Origin of the sequence: Vibrio sp. 2CM40D, assembly GCF_023161825.1 — a bacterium.
Taxonomy (GTDB): Bacteria; Pseudomonadota; Gammaproteobacteria; order Enterobacterales; family Vibrionaceae; genus Vibrio; species Vibrio alginolyticus.
Genome location: NZ_JALNTL010000011.1, coordinates 21921 through 46413, shown reverse-complemented (window position 1 = coordinate 46413; position 24493 = coordinate 21921). Strand labels below are relative to the sequence as shown.

Below are 24493 nucleotides of genomic sequence, written 5' to 3'. Positions count from 1 at the left end.
TGTGGCGGCCTTGGTTGTGATTAGATTTGCGCTTGGATCATGCTGGTGATGTTGCTTAGAGCGGCATCCATCAACGCTTCGTTCTCTGCTATTTGGTCGTTAGCTTCGAAGTGGGCGTAAGCCTGTTCTAGTGCGGTTTGGAACTCATCAACCAATTCCGGCGTAGGTTCACCAGTAAAATCTCGGATTTCCTTTAGTTTCTCTACATGTTCCATTTCTTCGTTATTGCCCTCTGTTTCAGATTGAGGTGCTTCACTACTTAGATTGAACGCTTTCACTAATAGCGCTTCCATTTCCGCTGTATCGTCAAATTCACCGATCAAGTCGTTGCCTTGGTATAGCGCGAACTTGTACTCGCCATCTTTAGCGATCGGATAAATGTCAGCGTGGCTTTCATTTAACCATGAACGGGCGATTAGCGGAGCGTACACGTTCGTTGGCACTGAGCCATTTACTGAGTGGATACCTGCCGCAACACTTGGTTGTACCAATGCGCCTTTTTCGTTGTAGTAGGCATCCGCAGATTGCCAGTCCTTAATCGTCTCAAGTTGAGCTTTCGCTTTTTCGCTTAAGTCGGTCGCTAGAATGTCGAATAGAACGTCTAGGCTGTAAGTTAGTCCGTCCTCATCTTTCGCATTAATCGACTTCACTCGGCCTGTTGGGAAAGTCACTTCCTGCTTACCAAGTTTTAGCTCTAGGTTGGTAAAGGCTTCTAGCTGCTCAAGTGCTTTCGCTTCTTCTTCATCTAGGCTTTCACGGAATGAGGTAACGTCTAATACGTCATCCTCTGCCTGTTCGCCTTGCTGGTGCATTTCAGTTAGAGACGCGAGCTCTACCACTTTGCGCTCTTTACCAAAATCAGAGTCCACGGTTAGGCGGCCACCAAAGAAATTGCGATCGTGGTAATCGGTCATCGTGTCGCTGTTGTTGTAGTCGTATTGGCCTACATAAGCGTTAACGAACTCGATCAGCTGATCTACTGCTTCGGTATAACGGCTCATACCGTGTGGCGCTGGCGAGTTAGGGTTATCAATCTCGAACTGTAGGTAAGCTGGATTGTAGAGCATGACGTTTCTTGGCAAGTCAGTCAGCGTTAGGTCTAGTGTGCCGTAGCGAGGCTTGCGTACTGAGATTTTAACGTCATTACTGATCTTGCCAGCTTTCTTAAGCTGAGCGATAAAGGCGCGGATTCGCTTAGCGATTTCACCCGTATCTCGAATGCCCTCGCTCTCATAGATTGAGCCAAATGAATATTGAGTTGGGTCTAGTGCGAGAAGTTGTTTTTCTTCCTCGGATGCACCCTTGCTCACTTCATCTGCTGTGTCAGATTCTACGGCGCTCTTAGCACCCAATAGCTCAAGCAGTTTGTTAGCACCGTCAACCGTTAGGTAGCTGCGAGAATTGGTGTTAGCGATAAAGCGTAGCTCTTTACCCTTGTTCGACTTCGCAGAGAAGAAACTGTAGCCAAATGTATTTTCCATTTGGTTCTCTTGTTCTTCGGTTAGCGCAATATCGTTAATCTTGCCGTAAGCGTCCACCTTAGCCAGTAGCTTGTCGGCGTTCTCGCGTAGTGTTGGGCGCGAGTGAAGCGAACCCGAGCCGTTAATGGCTAACGTTGAATACAATGATTCAAAGCCGTTGATTGTGGTGAACATGGCCGGACTGACAGGCTCTAGTGGTGCGCTGTATTCCGTCTCTGCAATTTGCTCAAGCGTTTTGCCGTCCTTAAGCATGTTAAAGATTGCAATAGTGCTTTCTTTCACTGCTTGGTCGTTTAGTTGAGTCGCTTTTTGCTGCGCTGCTGCACCCTCTAGGCCAGTTTCTAGCACCTTGCCTGTGTACGTATCGATAACGCTAAAATCAGATTGGCCAATAGTGCCAACTGGTGCGTAGCGTTTCTCGCGTGTCGCCTTGAATTGACCTTTATGGTTCAAGTCAGGCAACGCAGCAAGGCTAGGGAAGCCACGGCTTTCGTATTCCGCTTCGATAGCTTTTGTGTACCACAATGGCATGACCGAGTTCTGGATAGCGCGCGCCATCTGTTCATTGTCGATCTGCTCATCGTTATCCAAGTATCTAAAACCATGAATTGCCAGGATGTCTTGGTTGGTAACACTTGCCATTGCATAGTGCTGAGCAAAGAGCTCATCTGAACTTAGTTCGGATAGGTCAGGGTAGATACCGTCATCAATCGCCTTAATGAAGCGCTCAACTTTTTGGTAGTCCTCGCCTTGGTCTGCCATTGCTGGAATGACGGTTTCACCTTTTGCCTTGGTGTAAGCTACGTCTCCCTCATGGTAAACCGTAGTCGCGCTAAACGCTTTTTCTACGTCATCCAGTGCTAACGCTTCGCCGTTCTCAAACTTCTCGTATAGGTCGCCACGTAGCGCGCGTAGGTCGAACATTTTCGCCGTTGCACTAAAGAATCCGTCACGGTAGTTCAAGATAGCTTGCAGTAGGTCAGCGCGTTTCGCACGGCGGTTAAATGGAATGCGATGAGCCGTTAGGAAATCAGTGATCTCTTTGCGGTTCTTAAATTGCGCTTCCAGTGACGCTAGGGTTTCACCTTGTAGTGATTCCACTAGGTGCGCTTGTTCTGAAATACGCTTAGCTTGGTCATCCACTTTCTCGCCACGTTTTAGTGTTTTACCAGTACCTAGCGTTAGGTCAGCTAGCATAACAAGACGTTTGCGATCGCTTGGGTTTACTGACTGCATATCCTTAAGTTGGGATAGAGCTGCTTCTTGGAAGCGCATGCGGCCTTGCGTGTGTTCTGCTTGGCGCTGTAATTCAGCATCGCTTTGAACCAGCATTAGGTCTTCGGCAATCTCTTGAATCATGTCCGGCGTCACAAGGTCAATCGATGCGCTCCATAGCTTGTACGCGTTTGGATTTTCCTTGCGGTTCTTCATTTCTGGTTGCTGGCGTAGCTGCTTAGCGAACGCTGCTTTGAAGCCCACTTGTTTTAGGGTATCGAGCGTAGACTGAGGAATTTCATCAACGCCTTTGTCCTCAACCCATTGGTCTAGCGCTTCGGTTGCGATGCGCTCCGCTTCTTCTAGGTCGCCCTCAACCATGCCAAATAGCGGCTCTAGGTCAAAGTTACTTACTAATTCTGGTGGCAGTTTTTGGTCATAAGCGATCGCACCGTGGCGAATGCCATTACCAGCGTCAGCGAATTGCTCTTTAGCCGATTCTGGATCGAGGTACTTAACCACTTGATGTTGTGGCGGCGTCGTACCCAAGCCATAAGGGCGTAGACGTAGGCCATACCAGAATAGGTTATCCGTGGTTTCGTCTTTGTCTTGGTCGTTCGCGTTTGGCTCGTCGTTCGCAATTGGTTGTGGTTCTTCGTTGCTGTCATCGGTATCTTGAAGCAACTTAGATTCGCGATCGTAGTCAGCCAGAATAAGTGATTTAGCAGCTTCCCAACCTTGTAGATCGTCGCCACCAGCAAGCGGTGAACCCTCGCCGTAAGTGACAGCCAAGGTTTGGTTATCGCGCGCGTGGATCATGTACTGGCCAAAGCTATCATCGTCGTTCGCGTCAGGGGATTCGAAGTAGACAAACGGCTCGCTATCTTCGCCTTTATCCATCTTCCAGCCCTTAGCAATGGTCTTGCGACCAATAAGAGTCAATAGCCATTCTTTGCGCTCGATATTTGCTTTTCGTTCCCGTTCTTCGTCTGACAACTGAGGAAAATCGTTTTCAATTGAATCACGGATGTATTCTTTAGCCTCGGCAAGCTCTGATACCGTCATAGCACCTTTATCGAGGTCATAAATCACATCATTGATGTACGACTCTGAATAAGTGCTAGGAACGTTTTGATTTGCTGCACCTGCAAACTCTAATGAGTCTTTAAACTCTTGGCTTAGCTGCTTAACAAAGGCATCAAGATCGCCATTGAAAGCACGGTTAATGATGAAGTCGCGCTTCTCTTGCTTAGTCCATGAAGCGTCCCATTGCTCGATCACTTGAGACGAACTACCACCAGCGTTTACATTTTTCGTTGCTGTATTTGCTGCTGGCTTGATAGCAGCAAGCTGTTTGCGTAGTTCTTCTTGGATTTCGTTCTGCGTAGCGATCTGAGTTTCCAAGCGCTTCTCTTTCTTGGCCAGCTCATCGAGCTTTTGTTCCAATTCGGTAGCTTCTTCGCCTAGTTGCGCAGCTTGTTCATCAAGTTCTTGTGCCTTTTGTTGCGCTTCTTCCAATGCTTTCTTGTCAGCGTCTTTCTTGGCCTTAGCAGCGACAAATTTCTCACTGTTGTTTTCAAGCAACTGCGCTAGCTTGTTGGTCACTTCCTTAAGGGATAAATCCATGTTGCCCTTTGGCGCGACTACGTGAGTAATATCGCGCGAGTTCATTAGAAAGCGGAACGCGATTAACGTGTCATCTGGATTGATTTTTAGCGGATCGTTATCCGGCGCATGGAACGCAATAGAAATGCTCTGGCCATCTGAAAACGGGATTTTCACCATTTGGACAGCAACCGCACCAGACTTGCGCGGTTTGCCTACTTCAACGGCCTCTACCGATAGAGTAGGGGTTTTACGTTCCAAGTGCTTACCGAATTGCTGAGCACGAAATTGAAGCCTTGAGGCTTTCGATTTGAACGCCTCTAACATCATTTGTGGCGCAGGCTTGCACTGATACAAGTAGGTGTTCTCCAAATCCTCAAGTGACAATGCTTCTAGGATTTGATCGGCGTTTTTACCTTGCAGCACCGCTTCAATCTGCTCCGGCGTGAGTTTCTTGGCCAGATGGTCGATGCGATCCACAATCTTGATTTGATTTTGACTGGTAAACATCATGACGTTGCCGCCTCTAATTGTGCTTCAAGTTCTTTGGTTTCTTGCTTCTCTTGCTCTAATGCAGTTTCGAGATCTGCTATGCGGCGTTGTTCTTCTTCCAACTTAGTGCGAACGCTATCCCGAGCGGCTAGGGCATTGGTGTAATTGGACTGAGCGACTTGTTCAGCCGCTTTGGCTTCTTCAAGTCGCTTAGCAACAGAACGTGTAGCTGGTTGAATGTCTGAGGTGTCTTTAACGGCTTTAGCCGCTTTACGTGCAACTTGCTTGTCAAACTTGCTTTGGTTGCGCTTCATTAGGCGAACCATTTCACGCGCAAGCTCACGCTCGTTTTTCACGCTAGGGATAGGCTGTTTAGTGCTGTTGAGTGTCATTTGGAAAATATCACCCTCATCACCAATAAACAGCGTCATTGACTGGCCATTATCAAAGAATAACTTGGCGCGTTTAACTGTCTCGCCGTCTCGTCTCGTTCTCTTGTTCGAGGCTTCTACGTCTGTAACAGTCGCACCAGCTTGTTTTAACGCAGTGATCAGACTCTTAAGGCCGCGTTCGGTCACGTTGTCAAAATCGACCACCACATAGTTATGTGACTGGTCTAGTGCAAACTTACTGTTGTTACGCAATTTCAAATTCCTCTGAATATGTCGTACAGGTAGGAAAGATTTTGTATAGCGGATTGATTAGGGAACAGGAGCGCTCAATCTTAACGTCCAGAATCCACTCGCCATGCAGCTTTTCCCCCGCTTCGAGTTCGAGTAACTTGCGATCGAACGTCAGGTATTCGCTGTTATGTCCGGCGTGTGAAAAGTCGAGCTTACGTGTGCGAGTAATGACGGCTTTTGGTCGTTTTTTACTGCGCAACGAATAGGTTAAAGTCCCACTCGTTATGGCTCGATGAGATTGATAACCAAGAACGAATCGAATCACATCGGGATCGTCCATCTGGTTTGCATGCAGTATTTTTACTGCGTTTCGTTTAAGCAAAAATCGGTCAGCAATGGCTAGGCCAATTACTGCAAATTCCATCATTTGCCTTGCCCTCCGGTATTAAAAAATCTCGCTAACATTTGGCTAGCCAGCTTGCGGATAAAGTTGATCGAGTCTGCTCCGTTGTTCGACGCAATGAGGACAAGCGCGCTGGTATAACCAGCCTCCACACCCTCGCTTTCACACAAGTAAGCGACTATCAAACCGACCACCAACGCCAGCGTTAGCTCGGTTAAAAAATCAAGGAATCCACCAGCTAGACGTTGCTCGCGTATGCCTTGGAGATATGACCCAACACCACTGAGGACAGATAGAGCCAGTACGCTAATCGCAAAGCTCTCACCAACAACTGACACCGGCATTAAATCCCCCTTTTGTATATCACCTAGCGAGTGTATTCGGAATGGTGGCTTTTGCTCAATAGACGGGCGTTACTTACTTTTGAATGGGTATTAAATAGGGCTGTTTTGCGGAAAAAAGTTAGATTTCAAGAGCCTATATAAAAAAGAAGCCTCTCACTCAAAAGGCTGGTGAGAGGCTAATCCAAGCGTTTTGTTGCGCGGCAACGCATACAAAACTTCCAACGAGGATAGTCGAGTCGAATCGATATTTGACGAGGAAGATTATATAAATATTGGTTTTCGCATCAATATGCGCTCATGTTTTAAAGTTCTCGCATGCGAAAACTTTGCAAAAAAGGGACAGCATCGTGTCCCTTTGGTTTATGGTTATGGCTTGATGTAGCGGATCGAGAAATGCGAACCCCGAATAGGCGTGGATGCACCTCTGTCTAAGAATTGAATAAGCTCACCGTAGTATAATTTTCCTACCCATCGACAAGTCGTTGGCACGGCATCGAAGTCGTTGGAATCACTTTGAGCCTCCGCTATAATCTTATTGCTTTTGGCGATTGCAGAGTATACAGCCGATGAGTTTGAAGCATTGCGGCGTCGTATCGCAGTCCATTCAATTTCGTAATACCCCTCAACACGAACATCAAAACCAGCAACCGGAGCGTTGTAGTTAATCAAATCAAACGGATCGAGGAAACATCCTATCCAATTCTTGAACTCCCATGTAATGCCATCTATCGTAAGGTTGCCCTCTCTTAGCCCCGCATTACAGCCCAAGGCAACCTCTCCCGCGCGTGATGAAACACCCGCTAGTTTACTATCAACGTAGTCTTTACGTGCGAGAGAGTTACCAGCCGAGCTCTGAGGCGAACCTGCATATACATTGCCGTCCTTAATGTCTACATAATTACTGCGGCGGTTAGTGTAGAAGCGCATCCGACCCTCTGAGTTAGATAGGATCTGAATACCAGAACGTATATTGGTGCCATCATAGTAAGAGGCTAACGCCCAATGCGCACTTGAACTATCTTTACAGTTGATACTGAATCCCGCGCGGCCATTCGTCGCCCATGATGAATCCATAAAACTATTATCCATACGAACGGAATCAGTCGAACCACTCCATGCGCCAACTGTTATTTCACCCTCAGTGCGAATCAATGAGTTACCGAAATAGACACCAGAAGTAAACTTTCCTAAATCATTGATGCGAAGCCAGTTGCCGTCTGTATTACGAAATGCAGCTCGCCCACCTAATGAAATGCTCTGATTGAGCATTACATCCATCCCTTTAGCAAAGGTGAACGAGGAGTAAGAGTAAAAGCCGCTTGCGGCCTCAGTCTCCATGTGGCACCAAGATGAATTGCGAGAACCAATCCAAGTTTTCATTGTAGAGTAATCAAGCTCTAAACCCTTTCCATCAACAGAGTTAATTGCCCCTAAGTCTTTATTGTAAGACGTATAGCTAGTGACCATTCGCCCTTTGACAATACTCACTGGCTGGCTTGCCCCCTTATTGCTAACGTATGGCGTAATGGTGTGACTACACATGTATCGAATAAGAATGTTCGTACTGTAGGCACTACGTGTTTTTACATAGATGGCGTAATTGTCACCGCTAGTATTTACCCAACCAAACTCACTAAATGGCAAGCCGCTAGGATGGTCTGTAATAACCTGACCATTTAGACCTTTAGGGTTTCCGTTACTGGCTCTCAGAATCATTTGATGTCGTGACGACTGATAGTGCAAGTCAGTGTTAAAGCCAGCACCACCAAAGAACTCAATAACCGCAGTAGAGCTTGATTGAGGCATCGTTACGTTAGCAACCTGACACCAAGAGTTGTCACTACCTAAAGAGGTGCGCACAACCTCAGTACGGTTAAACGCCTCTGTAACGACTTTATTCCCTTGCACTTCGATAGGGACACTGGAACTAAGCTTTGATCGAGTCAGGTCTAACTTGGCGTTCCCTCCATTATGAGCACCACCCACCGCGATTTGAACGTAAGCATCCGACGAATTAGAGCCGTTCGTTAAGTAAACCGCCCGACGATTACCAATCAACCCGTACCCGTCCAGCTTAACTTGCTCGCTCGATGGAACGTTATTACCAGCGCGAGTGCCTTGCACTTCAACACTACGATTCGAAGATACCGACTCTGTAGCGTTTAGGGAGCCGTATAGTGTTGATTCACCACCTTTGCGGATCTTTAATCGACTGGAAACGTCACTCTCTACAATCTCAAAGGTGCCATCGGTTTTCGTTTCAACATGAAAGCGCTTACCTGCATGACCTATGTACAATTGAGAAACATTGGAACTGCCCTCATCAATGAGTAGGCCACCAGTCAGTGTGCCACCAGACTGTTTTAGGTAGCGACCATCGGCTTGCGCTTGAGTCATCTTTGAGGCTGCAAGGTCATACGCCTTCTTAACGGCACCTGCCGCCGCAAATTTCACATCGCTAGCATCATTAACCGCTGCTGTGAATGCGTAGTTAGGCACGTTTGATAGACCAACTTGAGCTTTCGTAACCTTGTGTGGGTTCGAGTTGTCTGATTTGTGTTGAGCAATGTTGGTTGTAATGGCCGCTACCGCATCTTCTTGATCCATGAGCGCGTCACCAAGCTCTTTGATTGTGTCGAGCGCTTCTACTGGCGCACCACCAATCAAAGCACTAATGCGGTTGTCAGTGTGAGCATTTGCGTTCGTCTCTGCTTGTTCTGCGCGGTCATAAGCTGCGTTACCGCGATTTAAACCCTCGATGCCTTTGTCGTATGCCTGTTTAACAGCACCAGCGGTCGCAAGTTTGCTGTTGGACGCATCTGTTACCGAGCTGGTGGCCGGATAGTTTGGTACGTTACCTAAGCCTACTTGTGCCTTTGTGACTCCGTGCGGGTTCGTTTTATTGCTAGCGTGTTCATCCACTTTTGTTGTGATTTCTTCACGCAATTTTCGAGCTGGACTACCACCAACTTGAGTCAATTTTTTTAATGCCATTCAGAAATATGCCTTTCTCAATTCAATGACCAGCAACTCCGACAAAGCGCCGGAGCACATCGTTAATGGGGAAGTAGGGAAGGAAAGGTCATGTTTACTTGAAGCCGATAACCGTCACGATGTCGCCAGCTTGTAGCTGTTCACCGAACGTGATTGTGTTACCAGATAGACTCCATACACCTGCGTTCTGCATTACGCCGCACACGCTTAGAACAAGGATTGCTGAGACTGTACCCGCTGGCAGAGCCACCGTAGTTGATGCAGATTCGACAGTAATATCCACCGTTCGGATCGCGTCTTTGATGGAAGCGCCTAGACTATCCTTGGTGGCATACTTACCGTCAGATTCTGCTTTGGTGTATGACGCGCCGCTAGCAGCTAAACCGCTACGCGCTTGTGAAATGATTTGCGATTTAGTGGTGTTCTCAAGCTTCGCTGCGTTAACGGCAGTTGCGCCAGCATCTAGTGCGCCCACGTCTTCTGCGGTTAGCTCGACGTTTGCGCTTAGCGCGTGACCGTTGATGGTGCGAGTCTTTGGCACTGCATTCACAACGCGAGAGTCATTACCCTGCATCACTGTGTTAGCGGCAGTACCAAAGTCTTTGTTGAATGCTGTTTTTTTCTCAAACGCTGGTTCCGCACCAACGTCAGTCGCTTCAAGCACTACGTTACCGCGCTGACCATTAACCGATGAAACGGCGTCAGTCGGTGTTAATAGTTCTTGCCAGTTCGCTAGTGTGCTCGCTGGTTGGCGCATAAGAACGAATGATTTACGCAGATCCGAACGGATTGCCATATCACCCTCTTGCGCTGTAAGAGCAAGCATTTCCGCTTCTGACTTAACAGGGAACGTTTCTTTGAGAGCGATAGCTGGCAATTGGCCTTGTGGGATCTTACCAGTGCTATCTAGCGTAGCCACACCCTCTGCAACGCCTTTCTTGTTGTTAGGGATGTAGTCGTGCGTGTGGCTTGCTGGCGCTGCGCCCACATCTGAGTGAGTCAGAGTTACATCGCCCGTTAGTGGTTTGTTATTGATAGTGCGAGAAGTTGGGACAAGATTCGAGCGCGCTTCACTGACAACTTGTGCCTTGGTTTTCCCCTCTAGTTTTGATGAGTCTGTTGCGCGAGCCCCCGCTGGTAATGCACCAACGTCTTGTGCTGAGAGATCAGAAACAAGACGGTTAATGCGAGTTAATTTGTTTTGTGTAGCCATAAAAAATCCAATTTCGTTGTTAGTAAAAAGGGCATTTATGGGGAATAGGTTTTGGGGGAATGTAGAAACTGATTAGCCGACCAAGGTGATCTCCGTTCCTGCCGCAATCGGATCAACAAACTGGATAACATCACCGTCCGGTGAGATGGTGTAAGCAATATCTTTTGATTGCTGCACACCTTGTAGGAACACCAGCTTAATCGCGCGTTCTTCAAAGACTGGTGGAACAGTGAAAGTATTCGACGTGCTAGCGAAGTGGCTATGGAATACTTCCATAGGCGCGCCAGCGATACCGCTGTTTATGATGGCTTCAAGGTTATCGATATGTTCTTGAAGCTCGGCAATGATGGAGCTTGAGCTTAGTGATGGAACACCAAGAGTAATCACCACTTCATCACCCGTTTCAAGTGGTTCGGCTACTTCAACCTCATTAGTGTCTTTCAAGAATTGCCAAGCACTGTCTTTGGTCTGCACGATACCTTGGATAGACAATGAATCTACTTCCGGCACTTCGTAAGGCAATGCTATTTTTGTTTCGCCACCAGACGCAATGTACGGCCAATGTTCAACCGACTTATTGTATGCAGCAGCAGCTTTGTCGTGAACCAACTTGATGGCTCTCGCAGTGGCATAAAGCTGATCGTTGTCTACGTTTATCTGACTGGTTGCGTCCCAGTTGTTTACCAAGCTAAGGCCAACTTGCGCTTTGGTTACATGGTGCGGGTTTTCACGATCTGCGTAGTGCGCATTGGCTTCGGCGCGCATCGCATATTGCTTATGTGGATCGGGATGTGAAACGTGGCCTTGTAGGTCATAACCGCCTTGTTCACGATCATCAAAGTTAAGGTGTTCACTTTTGAGTTGGGTAACGCCATCTGGCACGGTAGCGCGACACAATATCAAATGATGATCTTCAACCGCTTCCTGCGGAAGCACCTTAATTTCGGACGCTTCAATGTCTGACGCTAAATCGACTTGTTTTGTCTTTACGCCAAACTTATAGAACGCTTCGAGCACCACATAAGAAGTGGCACCAGCCGGAATCTCCACATCAACATCGTGTTGTTGTCGAACGGTTAACACATAGTCGTCGCGCTCAACTAACGCCACGCCAAATTGTTCACCACTGCTCACACGCAGTTTCATTCCACCAGCCGGAGCACATTCAAAACCGCGGAAAATACCAGCGCGAACGATGCCGTAAAACTTACGGTTTAGGCTGTTACTAGCCAGTGGTTCTAGGTACTGCGTATCGGTGATAAGCGGTAGCGCTTGCCAGTCCGTTAGCAGTGGCGGGATGATGATCGTTTCTTCGAAGTTTGGGCGACTCATTAGGAACCTACCTGCGCCAATTGAGCGCTATCCGTGCGAGCCGTGTTAATCACGATTTCTATCGATAGACCACGGTCAGAGTAGATCCAAACTGGTTGAGTGACAGCCACTAGAATCAGACCGCCGCTCGCATCTTTCACGCCGACGCAAGAGAACTGGTATTGTTCATCTTCTGCTAGCGTACCCGCTGGCAAGTTTGCCGTGATTACGATATTGCCGTTCACATAGGCGTAGTTCGCCTTAGAGCGGTAAAACACGTTTTCAACGGTTGTCTTATCCAGTGGGATAGGCATGCAGCTAGGCTTGCCCTCAATTTCTTGGATAAGGTCAAAACCCCATTCAAGATCGCCAAATTGGAAATAAGGCTCAGTACCATTGGTAGGCAACGACGACAAGGCGCGTTCGTCGTAATAACGGTTAAGCAGTTCACACTGCGATAGGACTACTTTTTGTGTAAGCACCTTTACGACCTCGTATAAGTCGTGCCGCTTTAATGGGACGGGGAATAGGAATAGGGCTAATAGTACCGTCTATCAATGGAGATCGCATCTAAGGGGATCGCATCCATTCTAGGTGTACCATACATAGGGCTAACAGGGCGTTCTTCCTGTGTCGTCGTTCCAGTCTGAACGAAATCCTGTTTATAGCTCGGTGTTGATTCTATATCGGTCGTGGTCTGTTTTCCAACCGTAACATGGTCAGAATAGTTAGGTATTTCCACCATATCCATGACTTCAAATTCAATAGAATACAATTGGCCATCTAAAACAATTCGTAATGGGATAAGAGGATGCACCACTCGCTTAATCTTCGCTTCGAATGCTCGAATGGCTTCCTCGGTAATGCCGTCCTCACCTGCAATGTCGTTCAAAGGGATGCGAATAGCACCGCGACTGGTAAGGAAAAAGTCGCTCGGGTTTAGTCCGTTTTGCAGCTCTAACTCTGACTCGGGAACTAAGAACGTGCCGTATGGAAATCGCTCTTGGTCTACTGGCGCGTAGATTCGTTCCCACTTAACACGTAACCCTTTAAATTCACGCGCGAGCGTTGAGATAAGTGGGTAAATGGTCTTTTTGAAGTGAATTTCGTCCTTACGCTGCATCACAACGTGTGGCAAGTCCTCATCGGCCACTTCGCCTAGTGGGAAGATTTTTCGCAGCTCTTTAATGTCTTCTTGCAGCGATTCTTTGTCCATTTCGTACAGTGAAGAACGCGCTTTAAGCTTTTCAATGTATGACTCTACGTGAGTTTCAATTGACTCTGCGATCGCGCTTGCTAAATCTACCCAAGCGGTTTCCTTTTGACGCGCCTTGGTTAGCTGGCCAGATAGCCATTTTCTGAAGTCTCCAAATGCCATGTTTTTCGCCTTATTGGTGTAAAAGTTTTCGCATGCGAAAACTATACGGGATGATGTTTCTTAAAGTTCTCGCATGCGAAAACTATATAGTATGTTGTGTTTTAAAGTTCTCGCATGCGAAAACATCCGTGTCTTTCTTGCTCCGTGCGAAAACTTCTATGAGTAATCGAAGTTCAGTTGAATGGTTGACGCATTCACATCTAAATAGTGGTAAGTATCAATCGGGATGCGGTCAAGAATCCCAACGACTTCAACCTCAAACTCTTTAATACCCAAAGTCACGTTGAGCTCTTGGATGGCATCCCAAATTTGGTTTTTGGTAATGCGCTCATTGCGACTTGTCTGTTTGCCAAATTTCTCATCTAACGCATCGGCCAGTACCTTTGTCGCCCATTCTGGATTTGAACTTGGGTAAAGCTTACCTTTGACCGTCACGGTAAATGGCACGTCCTTACGCTCCACCAGCTTATAGCGCTCGTTATAGCCCTCTCGGCCAGCGAATAGAACTTGGATTTCCTGATTCAAAATCTCGTCGGTTTTATCGGCAGAGTAAGCACAAATAAATATCGTATTGATGTTGCGAACGTCCGGCGTTCCTGTGAGTTTTTCCTGCTCCGCTTCACCCCAAATCGACAACCAAGTAACACCAGAAATATTGCGCTTAACAAAGGTCATGTAATCCGAGTCCCACGCTATCTGCTCGTCATAGATTGGCGAGTAAAGGGCGTTGTTTCGGATTGATTCAATGTCTTCTGGTTCTGCACCGCCGATGATGCTGGTGGACGTTTTGATTGAGAGTTGGTCTTTATAGGCGCTTTGAATCCCCATATCGATAAGCTCTAAAGGCTGCGCATCGAGCAGGGTAGTCACACCATTAGTCAGCCATAGCTCAAACTCAATTACATCACCTGTCGCTGGCGCACGACCGTTATTGTTGTTACCAAAACGAACGCCTAGCTGGTCGGTTGGCTTGTAATACTCCATGTAGGCTTTGGATTTGCCGTCAGTATTACGAAACTTAAAGACGTGCGTCCATTCTTCTCCGTTCACACGCACGATGATGTTATGAATACGCTTAGTCAGCTCTTGAGGGAACGCCACGGCCAACCAGTTTTTTTCTTCATCGACCGTGTAGGTCATCTTGGACACTTCGAACTGTTGCACCTCTACTGCGGCGCTTTCTTGCGGCATAAGATCAATGGCTTCCATTAGCGTATAGCGCAATTGATTGTCAGCCACGCATTGGCTGTATTTCGGCAAGGTAACGCGCTTTGTTCCGGTATTGGTCACTAGCGCACGGCCTTTCGATGGCGCTGCTTTTCGCCCTACATAGCCCTCAGTTTCAGAACCCGCCAAAATGGAGGTGCGTTTAGTGGCTAGCGTTAGGTAGGATTCTTGCAATGCACGGCTACTGATTGCTGCCATGCGTTCAACAATCTTGGCCACAAATAAGCAAAGGTAGTCAACGAACTGCGAACCAATATGACGCGACCACCAGCTTGAACCAGCAATCGCCTCGTTAAAGGTCTTTTTGACTTCTTCTAACTTGCTCAAAACGTAATACCTCTCTCCAACGTTTGACCGTTCACAACGATCGTCAATTTGTAGGCATCGATACCGTTCACGCTTGGCTCTACGGCAATGCCTTGAACCACCGCGTCTTTCACGTCAATTGGGAGGGTTAATAGGATTGAGTTTTCGATAGCTGCTGCTGTGGTTTCGTTTATTGGTTCATGCTTGTATGCCCCTAATCTGTTGCCCCATTTTGGAGCGCCCCAAACTTGGCCTTGAGGTGTATCGAGCCATTCAGAGACGCGCGCAACGATCGCGTGTTTCTCATCGGCCACCTTTACACCGTCAATATCGACCCGTAGTAAGTAATCAATTTCTTGGCTCATCTATTACTCCATATCAGCGCTTTGACGCTGTAACGAACGGTCATCAAAGTTGAGAGGAATAGAGCCGCTAGCCTTAGTGGCTGACGCTGGCTTGTCTTTGCTTGATCTGCCGCTAGGCGCTGCAAAGATAGTGGTCGGTTTGTTGTTATCACTGCCGCTAACCGCGCGCCCAATGGCATCCAGTGAATGTTTGCTAAGTTCCACGGTTTGAGGCTTGCCGCTCTCTTTGAGGTCTTTCATTGCTGCCTGTGCTTGCAGCTCGCTAACTCGCTCATTGTGTTGAATGGATGATTGAGTCGCAACCGTCTTATTCGAGGTGTTCTCGGTGTCCACTTTCACCACGGATTGAGCATCCGTTTTCTGGTTACTTAGCTCGGTATTGATGGATGATTCATGGCTGGCTGTGGTCACGCTGTTGGTTTGCGTGTTGTTTGCAGCCTTGGTTAGTGCGGCTATGGCCTCGGCCTCTTTACGGCGTTTGATCTCCGCATCGACGGCGGCCACTTGTTCAGCTTTCTTATCTGGCGAGTAAACTTGGCCAAGCTCGGGATGCTCGACCATACCGGACATATCCATGCCCGTTTCATTAGCCACTTGCACACGTTTGTCCTGGCTAATACGTTTTTCTCTTTCTACAGCTAAGTAAGCTTCTTTGTAGCTAATCCCTTGCTCGCTGGCCTTTTGCGATATCTCTTGAGAGGTCACTTGAATTGAGTTTTTCGCATCAAGTTCGCGCATGGTTTGGCTGTCATTGGACGCTTTAGCAGTGTGGTAGGCTTCGGCGCTTTTAAGGTGTTCTTCTTTCTCTGATTGAGCTCTTTCACTCTTAGAGTGATTAGTCTCGCTTTCGACTTTAGAACTCTTAGCCGTTGTTTCTCCCCCGATCTCGCCGCCAAACAGCTTGTAAATGCCCTTGGCCATATCACCAGAATCAAAGGTCAATGCTTCCTTAACACCATCAAAACCGAACGCCCCAAGCGCCGAACCAAGCAAACCAGCACCGCCACTGACTAGGCCACCCAAATCGAGCGCGTTTGCCAATGCCATTGAGCTTTTCTGGCCAGTTGTCGCCTCTTGGCCATCTTTGAGGTTGAACGTCTCTTTCTGTTTGTCTTTGTCAGTGAATCCGCTAAACGCATCGTAGGCCATTAATGCCGGAGCAAGGAAAGGGATCGCCTTGCCAGCAACAGAGCCGATTTTAGACATACCTTTAAAGGCGGCACCCGCCATCGATACGCCCTTGTTGGCCACGTTTGAGGCCTTGCTGCCAATGCCTGACATTACCGATTTGATTCGGCCACGTTTGCCACCCGCTTTACGGCCAGCACGTCCACCAGCACGGCGGCGTTCAAACATATCGCCAGCTAGGTCTAATAGATCGCCTTGACCATCGTTCGCCGCTGCTTTGGTTGCCGAAATCAGATCATCGAGCTTATCTAGTACATCATCGAATTGGCGTTCACGTTCAGCACTCGATTCATGGAGCACTTCAAGCATGTTTGCTCGGTAGCTCTGTTCTTTGGTGCTTTTGATCTCACTAGCAGTGCTTATCCGGCTAGAATCACTCCCGACAAGATTGACAGGCACGTTACCCCTAGCACCATCACGGTTAGGTCGATCACTAGGCGTAATTTGCGTTGAATGGCTTGTCTCGAATGAATCTTTTGTCGCTGATAATTGTTCATGGCTAACTGTCTCTATGGCTGTGACGGCATGACTGTCTACCTCTGGCGCTTGCTTGCCTCGGGTAAAGAGTCGGCCTAGTTTCGATTCTTTTAGCTTGTTCTTGGTTGAGGTGGCTTTTTCGGTCACATCATCCAATGCTTCTTTAGCGTCTTGCCCTAAGTGATAAAGCTCTTTAGCGGAGTAGAAGAACGAACCGCCAGCCGCAGCGCCAGCCGCATCGGTCGCGTCGTTTTCTTCCTGTAGGAACTCTTTCACGTTATTGATGGCCAGTTGCTTAAGGCTGGTGGCCAACTTGGCAAAAACGTTCTGGCTTTCCTTTTCCGTGTCGGTTTGCTTTTCAATTTGGCGCTCTAATGCGGTTTGCTGTGCGTTCTTGTAAGCCGATTGCTCTTGCTTACTCGCATAGCGACCATCGGAGCGTCGAAGCTTGCCGTTAGCGTCTTCCCAATAGCCCTCAAACTCTGCCAGTGCGTCAGAGACGACCTTTTCTAGCTTCTCTGTTACATCATCAAGGATTGAGGTGTCAAAACGCTCAGAATTCGATTCTGGCGCTTCTACATTCACGACAACGGGCGCTTGTTTTACTGGCTCGTGCACGTCCTCGCTTTTCAGCGTGTCAGCAATCGACGTTACGCCACTTACAGAGCTGCTTTGCTCGACCGCTTTAGCATCCGGCTTGGCTTGTGTCTCTGTTGGCTGGCTAGGCGCAAAGGACAGCTCAATTTCACCTGTTCGCTTGGTCTTGGTTCCACTTGGTTTAGGTGCGTCACTTGATTGTTGTTTTAATTCTTTTTGTGGATTAGTGCTCGGTATAGTGGATACGTTAAGAGAGGCATTGGAAACGCCCTTAGTCACCGCCTGTTCGATGCCCTTAGTATCCACTGCAAGGACGGCCTTTTGTTGGCTCGTTGGTAGAGTCTTGCCATCGAGTTTGCGACTAATCTCAGATAGCACGGTCAGCTCTTTGTCACTGGCTCGCTTCACTGCATCAACAACCAGTGAAAGATCAACCTCTTGTTGGTTTCTGTCCATTTTTCACCTTGTCTTGGAGCGCTTTATCTAGGCTTATGGCCATTGTTTGAGGTGTTTTGAATACCGCATCGATAGGCTGGCCACCGTAGATCGTTAAGTTCTCAATCAGTACGTTCCAACCAACGTAATCAAAACGTTGTAATGAAGTCGTTATTCCGAAAGGGTAAGAGCAACGTTCGAGTTGCTTCACCTCCTTGCTCGATAACTTTCTGGCACTGCGGAATGGTGGCGACTAGGTAGTAACGCCCCTCGTCGTACTTAGTAAGCAATCCGTGACGCGCATTGCGTAGGCACTTTTCAACCTTGGCAAAGGCCACGCGAAATTCCGTGTTGAGGTACATCGATTTCAATAGGTCGATTTTCCACACTAGGGCATCGTCTTGGTCTTTGGGTTGAACTTCGAACGTTAGGCAATAGGCCAGCTCAGTGAGCGCCATGTGATTCGCTTGCTGCTTCCATTCAGCGCTGTCCGGTTCGTACTGGTCGCGCTCATTGCGAATGTTCTCAAGTTGCTCCGCTTCGTAACCGGTTAGTGGTTTCACGTTCGCTAGGTATGACTTGCCTTTCACGCTTAAGGTGATCTCTTGTTTTGGCAATCCATTGAGCGCTTTGGCCGATTCCATTAGCTCGCCCATATTGAGATCGAGATAGTGAGTTTCTTTGCAGTGCTCGCACTCATAGCTAAATGGAATGGTGCCTAGCTCGCTAGTGGACATAAAAATCCACCACAATGCCGCTCGGCGATCTTCACCAGTCCATAAGCCGCTATCACTCATAGGGCGCTTGCTGGTGTCTTGCATGTGGTTCAGATAGCGAGTTGTGTTGGCTTCCTCTTGGTACTCGTTGAGGTCGCAGAACAATAGAGCGTCTTCCACGGTTGGGACTCGAAACTCAATCACTTCTGAAATGTTACTTGGTAGTGGAAATGATGGAATGTGCATTACAGTACCTTGTTACCTACAGACATAAATTTTTGGAGAATGAGCGGGAATGACTGGATCTGGTTGCCGTTTTCGCGTGAAAACATCACGTTGCCAATCTTGGTAGGAAAGACTTGATAGCTCTTATAGAGTGACTTTTTGCCGTCCTCATTGAGCGTGAATATGTTGATTTTGAACACGTACTCTTTGGGGATGTTGAGTGTGCCGTCTTGGTTTCTGACTTTCTTTATTCGGCCACCAAACCATTTAGAAATAGTCAGGTTTTGGTCATCACGAACCGTTAGGGTAATTTCACCTACGCTGCTGTATGTAGGCAGCGCAATAGAGCCCGAACCGACTTGGAATGAATCCGCATCGATAGAGCCAGCACCAAAATCAATATCCTTTACGTAAATATCAAAGTCCGTTGGCGCGTCCGGCGAGTCGATTTCTACCGCCCATTGCCAGCCTTGCAGCCACGGTTTATTCATAAAGTTATTGGTCGCGCGTTTGGCGAGCTGCATGTATGGATTCATGACCGCCTCGCTTAGAGCAACGATATTGGTGGAACAATGGCACGGTTCGCGCGCATTGAGCTTTCAATCTCGGCTTTACGTGCGGCTAGGTCTGGTTCGGCAGCAATATCGGTCACATCCAGCTTGCCAGCGATGGCAATACGGCGTTGACGCTCTGTGTTCGGGATAGTGATCAGCAATTCCAGATAGTCGCCAAGCAAGCTAATACACGGCGTTGGAAGCTGGAATGAATCAAACGGCTCATTGAGTACGTTTTGCATGTACATCAATGTCAGTGGGAATGTTTCTGCGCCCGTTAATTTCAGTTCAAGAACGCTGCCCCAAACCTCGCTACGCACATAACGGCCACGGTCATCTTTGACCACCAGCCTTGCAGCAAAGTCGGACGGCAATTCAAACTGATTATTATTGGCTAAGTCGCTTTGGTGGATGCGGATTTTCGTGGTAAATCCGGCAGTCTCCTGGTACTTGGCCAGCGCTTTACGCAGTAGGCTTAACAGCGCCTTTTCGTCGTCGTGCAGCAAGACAGGGAATCTCGTTTTCACGTCTTCGAGTAGTTCAGTTGGTGTCATGGCCACTCCGGTAGCGGCGGCGCATTTTGAGATAGGGGATAGGCTTGGTGAATATTAACTCAAACAAATAGGGCACGCGATTTAAACTTTGTTATTGTCGATGGACAACAAAGACCGAAACTCATTTTTGGACATTTTTGAGTTAGTGATTTTGCTAAATTAGCGAAATACTGATTAGTTTATGTATGGATGGGCTTCAAATGCGTGGCCAAACTCCTTTGGCCACTACAAACGGTAGGATTAGTATTCCATTAACCAACCAAGGTGTGTTAGCTCCAAGAATGGTAAGAATGCTGAAAATTGGCTCGGACATTCGTGACGTGCACCACCCAGTGGACGTTAATGATATTGCCCCTATGAAGATGCCCCTGCGCTATGTGACGAAGTATTGGCAGTGATTACCAAGCTTCCTCAAAAAGTAAACGGCTATTGACTTTCATTGGTAACCAGTTCGCTAGTGGCCATCTTCACTAAACCTTTAATCGCAAGTCTCGGGTGGAAGAACATAAGTTTTGCTTGAGAACTTCAATGCAAGCTCCCGTTCAGATACACATTCAATATAGCCTTTCTCATTAAGCTCTTGCTTTGTTGATACATTCGTATGCCAACCATATGCAAAGGAAGCCAAGAATAAGCAGCTTAGAACTAGCACAACCGCTTTAGGTAACCATCTTAAGCATCGGCCAGTAATGAATACTATCAATGACAATAACGATGCAGTGATCATTGCGTAGCTAAGAGCCAGTAATGACGCGTCATTTAGTGGGCTGTATATCTTGACCACATTTGGGAGACTTTCTGAGTCGTAAAGGCCATTGGTAGAGAAAGGGACTATGAGCAGTGATGATGCTATGCATGCCGCCAAAAATAGTCCAGAGCGAAAACGATTAATTTTCATCAATCAACCTCTCAATTTCTTTTTTCATTGGTTCGGTGAACTTGTATTGGTCATCAATAGTCGAAACAACTTTACCAATACCGAAAGCAGTAAGCACAAAGAAACCCAACAATAACGCTGTTGGTGGCGCTGCAAACGCTGCGGTAACTCCAACTCTAAGCCCTATCGTTATGCCTTGAGCAATCACACCAGCAACCACACCTTTTGATACATCCGATGTAAACTGTCCTACTACCTCACCTAGCGTTTTTTCATCGTGCAATATGTAATCAACTGCATTAACCGCACCACTGAACACAAGTTCTACATAGATATTGCTGCTCAAGAAACTGACATTGCCTCGAACGGTGTTTAGGGCGTGGCCAATTTTAAGCATTTTAGGCGTTGCTTCCTGCCAACGGACACCTAAATCTAAATATCGAGGCTTGTAGTTCTCAACCACAATGTTCATTACACCATTGATATTGACGGCTTTGGCGGTTGCCCCAAATCCACCGAGATCTTTGGCCACGTCATAAGCGTCTTTAAGTCCCTTGCTAACGCCAGTGTAGTCCTTACCTATAGTGAGCTGTCCGTGCGTGTCTTTAATGAGCAAATCCAAATACTCGTTGGCTTCTTCAACGGTTAGTACGGCAATACTGACGTTCTCTTGTTGAGAGGTATCCCATTGATATTCTTTAGCTTGCTTTTGTAAATCATCGTCCCATTCTTTTTCTGTTAAGCCATAAGCTTGTTGGGCAGCTTTGCGTTCAGCAAGAACGCGCTCTCTATTTTCAGCCCATCGTTTCTCATCGCTCGCGGTATATCTCAGCTCTTCCTGACGTTCTAGGCGTTGACGTACTGTACGTTCTCTTGTGGTTTTTTGTCTTTCTACTGGAGCTACAGGAGCGGATTCATATCTCATGGGGTTTAGTTTTACTAGTAAATGAAAAAGGATAATAACAATATTTTCAGTGCTTTATCATCCCCCAACAAGATACCTCGAGGAATTAACTGGTTAAATAGGCAAATTGCCAAGTCAAACAAGCATAGTGAAGGGGCAAGTTATGTTGGTTTGTATTCTATCGGATAACTTTTTGTAGGGTAAATTTACATCAGCAAAATATGAAAGAGCATTTACTCTGAATGACAATGGGGCAAAGGTGTGTTAACAGTGATCGGTATTGTTACACCTCTGGAGATTTTTGTATTAGGGCATTTGATCTAACTTCTTACCCAACTTTGAGAAAAGTATCTTGAAATCAGTAACCGCCTTTTCGACTCGTAGAGTGATAGGGACATCGGGGATCATAGTACTATAAGTCCAACGTTCTCATCAGTAATTTCCCTGATGGGAGGGCTGTCGAATGTGACATTCACCTAACCTGCAACTTTATTCATCTCCCGGTTGAGCTTTTCCTCCAAACCAAAGCAATCTTCGCGCGAAGTAGGTCTGAACGTTTGACTTTACGCATGGTCAACTGTCGGACGGACAGAGCTAAGACTACTCAATATCATCGTTTATTACCTCTTGAAGGTATCGTGATTGAAACAGGTTTTTCGCTTCCTGCATGATGTTTGAGTAGAGTATTGGAACAACTTTTAAAGTGGTGTGATGCACTTGTTGCCGTTCGTTGCGATAATGGCCCCGAGTTAATTTCCGGTGAGCTTACAGCGTCGAAAAATAGAAAGGGATACGAATAGATTATATATTCGCCCATTGTGATGAAATATAGTTTAGTGGGGCGTAAGCATCTGTTTGGCCCACTGGAAGTAGTTCAGAGCTATGCAACAAAATGGTTGTGGTTCTATAATTATGGGCGACCACACAAAGCCAACGGAGTTAAACTAAACTTGATTGCTGCTTGACGTCTACTCTTAACTGAGGTTAAAAATTGGAGAAATACATCATTTACTTTATATTACCTTGTAATTATTATATTTAAATATAACAATAGCGGACATAAGTTCTTTTATGACTAAGTATGGAATCATCGCAATATCAGCATTATTTAGCTCTTTTGTATTAGCTAATACTCAATATACGATACAAGCGAAAGTAGAAGATAACCAACGAGTTGAAAGCTTTCCAGCTTTTCAAGTATCCGAAGGCTCTTGGGGTACAGCTAAGACAGATACCTGTGTATATAGTGCTCGAATCACCCAAAAAGAAAAAGGGGCTCTATTGCTGGAAGGGAAAATGGAATGTCTTTATGGAAATATGAGTATTTATCATGAGGCGATGCCCGAGTTTACTATGAGGCCAGAAGGAGGAGAAGCTTCTGTTATATTTGAAGATGATGAGGATGAGGAGTATTTTTGGGAGTATTCGATAAAAATTTCCCTTACGGAATAAGCTTGGATATGTAGTGATAACTAAATCCGGTCATTTTATGAGGCCATTTCTCGGCTTCAGCAGGGAGTACTATGTCATTTGTGCTGATGTGGACGCTGCCTGTATCTGCGTAACCGTCGTTACCTTCATCCCATATTATTGGGAATGTTCTTAATGAATAACCTTCATTTTCTACTAGTTTTATATACTCAAGAGCTTCGCCAAATGCATTAACCCTACGCCCTTCGTTATTGAACTCCCAGGCCATTGAAAGAATCAACGCTCTGTTTCCGTTTGTATTGACATCCCACGCACCAAAGTATACTTCCTTTTTTTCGTGATTCACAAAGGGCCAACCATACCGAGCGTTGCGATTAGTTGCGCCGTAGGATTCCATAAATTTTTTTCGTGACATTATCCACCTTACTTAGTAGTTAATTCTTCTTCGTGTAAATATAAATGCTTGATTAGGTTAATCGGCGCCTCTTCTTAACTTTTAACCAGCATTACTTCTTGCATATAAAAATTAACAGAAAATCAATGCTCATACTTTGGTGCATAACTTGTTTCGGGGACAAGGCGTGTTGCCAAGATCAGCACCAGCACGTTTTTGGGCACTGATGAGTGTTACGACGTGAAATTAGAGAGTATCTTACTGAAAAGCTAAAAGCTAAAAGCTAAAAGCTAAAAGCTAACCATTCGAAAGGCTTTGAACTTTAATGTCTACCGACTGTTGTTGGTCACTCTCATACAATATTGATAGGTTGGGATGGCAGTTAAGGGAGGAACCAAAATGAGAAGAACAAAGCACGAACCTGTAGGCGTTGGCACCATCTTAAAAACAGAGTTTCTCGACCCGTTATCTATCAGTGAAAGTAAGCTTGCTGGCGCACTTGGTATCGATAAAAGCGCTGTAGACGGCTTAATAATTGGAGACATTACTATCACCCCGCTCATTGCGGCCAAGCTAGCCATTGCGCTCGGGACTACGCCCGATTTTTGGCTCAACATCCAACACGCTTTTGATAGCTGGGAAAGTAATCGCAGCCTTGATACGGCCAGATTGAGTGTTGAAGTGTTGGTGCATTGAAAAAAACCGCCAGGTACGGCGGTTTTTTAATGTTTGGATTAAGCGATACCTCTGAAACTCATTCGCCCAATTGCACTATTAACATACTGAAAAATAGTCATTGGAGTAGAGTTTTTATCCAGATGGATAGGAATGTTGGCCGCTCGATAGCTAACATCGTCCATGAAACCATATTTTTCAATCAGTCCGTTATCGATAAGCCGATGAATTAGAGCGTTGGCAACGTGCATATTAAGCCCTGTTTTTTCGATACATCACCCAAGTTAAACCCAAAATGCTTACCCTCATATATACGACCACGAACAAGTTCGTGATAGAGAGCAATCGTCATGTTTTTCAAAGTTTTTGTGTTTAGTACCGCAAGCATACCTGTCTCTTTATCACTTAAGATAGTTGAAAACGCAATAACAGTGCAAAACGAAAAACCGCCCCTTTGGGTGGTTTTTTTAAAGTAACAATTACGCAAGACCTTTAAAGTCTACTCGTCC

General features: G+C 46.6%; 19 protein-coding genes. 2 read left to right on the top strand and 17 right to left on the bottom strand.

From position 1 onward, the window contains the following. Positions 1 to 20: 20 nt before the first annotated feature. The 16 genes from MTF70_RS20535 to MTF70_RS20460 form a co-directional block, all read right to left on the bottom strand. The gene (locus tag MTF70_RS20535) at positions 21 to 4814 is read right to left on the bottom strand and encodes a hypothetical protein (RefSeq protein WP_248394322.1); all 4794 of its coding nucleotides are present in this window, start codon (positions 4812 to 4814) and stop codon (positions 21 to 23) included. Continuing rightward, positions 4811 to 5437 (bottom strand): hypothetical protein, encoded by a 627-nt coding sequence (locus MTF70_RS20530; RefSeq protein ID WP_248394320.1) that lies wholly within the window; start codon positions 5435 to 5437, stop codon positions 4811 to 4813. The genes MTF70_RS20535 and MTF70_RS20530 overlap by 4 nt, the downstream gene beginning before the upstream one ends. Continuing rightward, positions 5430 to 5843, bottom strand: coding sequence for a hypothetical protein (locus tag MTF70_RS20525; protein WP_248394318.1), 414 nt, complete (start codon positions 5841 to 5843; stop codon positions 5430 to 5432). The genes MTF70_RS20530 and MTF70_RS20525 overlap by 8 nt, the downstream gene beginning before the upstream one ends. Beyond that, complete coding sequence (locus MTF70_RS20520) at positions 5840 to 6163, bottom strand: hypothetical protein (RefSeq protein ID WP_017634052.1); 324 nt, start codon at positions 6161 to 6163, stop codon at positions 5840 to 5842. Before MTF70_RS20520 ends, MTF70_RS20525 begins: the two co-directional genes overlap by 4 nt. A 366-nt stretch (positions 6164 to 6529) precedes the next feature. Further along, the gene (locus MTF70_RS20515) at positions 6530 to 9157 is read right to left on the bottom strand and encodes a hypothetical protein (protein ID WP_248394316.1); all 2628 of its coding nucleotides are present in this window, start codon (positions 9155 to 9157) and stop codon (positions 6530 to 6532) included. Positions 9158 to 9251: 94 nt separating this feature from the next. Further along, on the bottom strand, positions 9252 to 10370 hold the full coding sequence (locus MTF70_RS20510; RefSeq protein WP_248394314.1) for a hypothetical protein: 1119 nt from the start codon (positions 10368 to 10370) through the stop codon (positions 9252 to 9254). A gap of 72 nt (positions 10371 to 10442) precedes the next feature. Then, complete coding sequence (locus tag MTF70_RS20505; protein WP_248394312.1) at positions 10443 to 11702, bottom strand: hypothetical protein; 1260 nt, start codon at positions 11700 to 11702, stop codon at positions 10443 to 10445. Further along, a complete protein-coding gene (locus tag MTF70_RS20500; RefSeq protein ID WP_074190815.1) occupies positions 11702 to 12163 on the bottom strand; it encodes a hypothetical protein in 462 nt (153 codons plus the stop codon). The genes MTF70_RS20505 and MTF70_RS20500 overlap by 1 nt, the downstream gene beginning before the upstream one ends. 56 nt (positions 12164 to 12219) lie before the next feature. Continuing rightward, a complete protein-coding gene (locus MTF70_RS20495) occupies positions 12220 to 13059 on the bottom strand; it encodes a phage tail protein (RefSeq protein ID WP_248394310.1) in 840 nt (279 codons plus the stop codon). A 156-nt stretch (positions 13060 to 13215) separates the two neighbouring features. Beyond that, positions 13216 to 14613 (bottom strand): hypothetical protein, encoded by a 1398-nt coding sequence (locus tag MTF70_RS20490; protein ID WP_248394308.1) that lies wholly within the window; start codon positions 14611 to 14613, stop codon positions 13216 to 13218. Further along, positions 14610 to 14957: a hypothetical protein gene (locus MTF70_RS20485; protein WP_033905435.1), complete on the bottom strand. Its 348-nt coding sequence runs from the start codon at positions 14955 to 14957 to the stop codon at positions 14610 to 14612. The genes MTF70_RS20490 and MTF70_RS20485 overlap by 4 nt, the downstream gene beginning before the upstream one ends. 3 nt (positions 14958 to 14960) lie before the next feature. Further along, complete coding sequence (locus MTF70_RS20480; RefSeq protein ID WP_248394306.1) at positions 14961 to 17675, bottom strand: hypothetical protein; 2715 nt, start codon at positions 17673 to 17675, stop codon at positions 14961 to 14963. Between the two features lie 128 nt (positions 17676 to 17803). Further along, positions 17804 to 18616 (bottom strand): hypothetical protein, encoded by an 813-nt coding sequence (locus tag MTF70_RS20475; protein ID WP_248394304.1) that lies wholly within the window; start codon positions 18614 to 18616, stop codon positions 17804 to 17806. Further along, on the bottom strand, positions 18616 to 19131 hold the full coding sequence (locus tag MTF70_RS20470; protein WP_248394296.1) for a hypothetical protein: 516 nt from the start codon (positions 19129 to 19131) through the stop codon (positions 18616 to 18618). Before MTF70_RS20470 ends, MTF70_RS20475 begins: the two co-directional genes overlap by 1 nt. An 11-nt stretch (positions 19132 to 19142) precedes the next feature. Then, a complete protein-coding gene (locus MTF70_RS20465) occupies positions 19143 to 19703 on the bottom strand; it encodes a hypothetical protein (protein ID WP_248394294.1) in 561 nt (186 codons plus the stop codon). 887 nt (positions 19704 to 20590) lie between these two features. Further along, on the bottom strand, positions 20591 to 21505 hold the full coding sequence (locus MTF70_RS20460) for a hypothetical protein (protein ID WP_248394292.1): 915 nt from the start codon (positions 21503 to 21505) through the stop codon (positions 20591 to 20593). Positions 21506 to 22555: 1050 nt separating this feature from the next. Here MTF70_RS20460 and MTF70_RS20455 point away from each other — a divergent pair. Then, complete coding sequence (locus MTF70_RS20455; RefSeq protein ID WP_248394290.1) at positions 22556 to 22936, top strand: hypothetical protein; 381 nt, start codon at positions 22556 to 22558, stop codon at positions 22934 to 22936. Here the strand turns inward: MTF70_RS20455 and MTF70_RS20450 are convergent. After that, complete coding sequence (locus tag MTF70_RS20450) at positions 22926 to 23330, bottom strand: hypothetical protein (protein ID WP_248394288.1); 405 nt, start codon at positions 23328 to 23330, stop codon at positions 22926 to 22928. The genes MTF70_RS20455 and MTF70_RS20450 overlap by 11 nt on opposite strands. Positions 23331 to 23708: 378 nt before the next feature. Between MTF70_RS20450 and MTF70_RS20445 the strand changes: the two genes are divergently transcribed. Next, positions 23709 to 24005 (top strand): HigA family addiction module antitoxin, encoded by a 297-nt coding sequence (locus tag MTF70_RS20445; RefSeq protein ID WP_248394286.1) that lies wholly within the window; start codon positions 23709 to 23711, stop codon positions 24003 to 24005. The last annotated feature ends 488 nt before the right edge of the window (positions 24006 to 24493 follow it).

Coding starts and splice junctions, on each gene's coding strand:
- MTF70_RS20535 (WP_248394322.1), bottom strand. CDS start 4,814: ATGATGTTTACCAGTCAAAATCAAATCAAGATTGTGGATCGCATCGAC.
- MTF70_RS20525 (WP_248394318.1), bottom strand. CDS start 5,843: ATGATGGAATTTGCAGTAATTGGCCTAGCCATTGCTGACCGATTTTTG.
- MTF70_RS20520 (WP_017634052.1), bottom strand. CDS start 6,163: ATGCCGGTGTCAGTTGTTGGTGAGAGCTTTGCGATTAGCGTACTGGCT.
- MTF70_RS20515 (WP_248394316.1), bottom strand. CDS start 9,157: ATGGCATTAAAAAAATTGACTCAAGTTGGTGGTAGTCCAGCTCGAAAA.
- MTF70_RS20510 (WP_248394314.1), bottom strand. CDS start 10,370: ATGGCTACACAAAACAAATTAACTCGCATTAACCGTCTTGTTTCTGAT.
- MTF70_RS20505 (WP_248394312.1), bottom strand. CDS start 11,702: ATGAGTCGCCCAAACTTCGAAGAAACGATCATCATCCCGCCACTGCTA.
- MTF70_RS20495 (WP_248394310.1), bottom strand. CDS start 13,059: ATGGCATTTGGAGACTTCAGAAAATGGCTATCTGGCCAGCTAACCAAG.
- MTF70_RS20485 (WP_033905435.1), bottom strand. CDS start 14,957: ATGAGCCAAGAAATTGATTACTTACTACGGGTCGATATTGACGGTGTA.
- MTF70_RS20480 (WP_248394306.1), bottom strand. CDS start 17,675: ATGGACAGAAACCAACAAGAGGTTGATCTTTCACTGGTTGTTGATGCA.
- MTF70_RS20475 (WP_248394304.1), bottom strand. CDS start 18,616: ATGCACATTCCATCATTTCCACTACCAAGTAACATTTCAGAAGTGATT.
- MTF70_RS20470 (WP_248394296.1), bottom strand. CDS start 19,131: ATGAATCCATACATGCAGCTCGCCAAACGCGCGACCAATAACTTTATG.
- MTF70_RS20465 (WP_248394294.1), bottom strand. CDS start 19,703: ATGACACCAACTGAACTACTCGAAGACGTGAAAACGAGATTCCCTGTC.
- MTF70_RS20460 (WP_248394292.1), bottom strand. CDS start 21,505: ATGAGATATGAATCCGCTCCTGTAGCTCCAGTAGAAAGACAAAAAACC.
- MTF70_RS20455 (WP_248394290.1), top strand. CDS start 22,556: ATGACTAAGTATGGAATCATCGCAATATCAGCATTATTTAGCTCTTTT.
- MTF70_RS20450 (WP_248394288.1), bottom strand. CDS start 23,330: ATGTCACGAAAAAAATTTATGGAATCCTACGGCGCAACTAATCGCAAC.
- MTF70_RS20445 (WP_248394286.1), top strand. CDS start 23,709: ATGAGAAGAACAAAGCACGAACCTGTAGGCGTTGGCACCATCTTAAAA.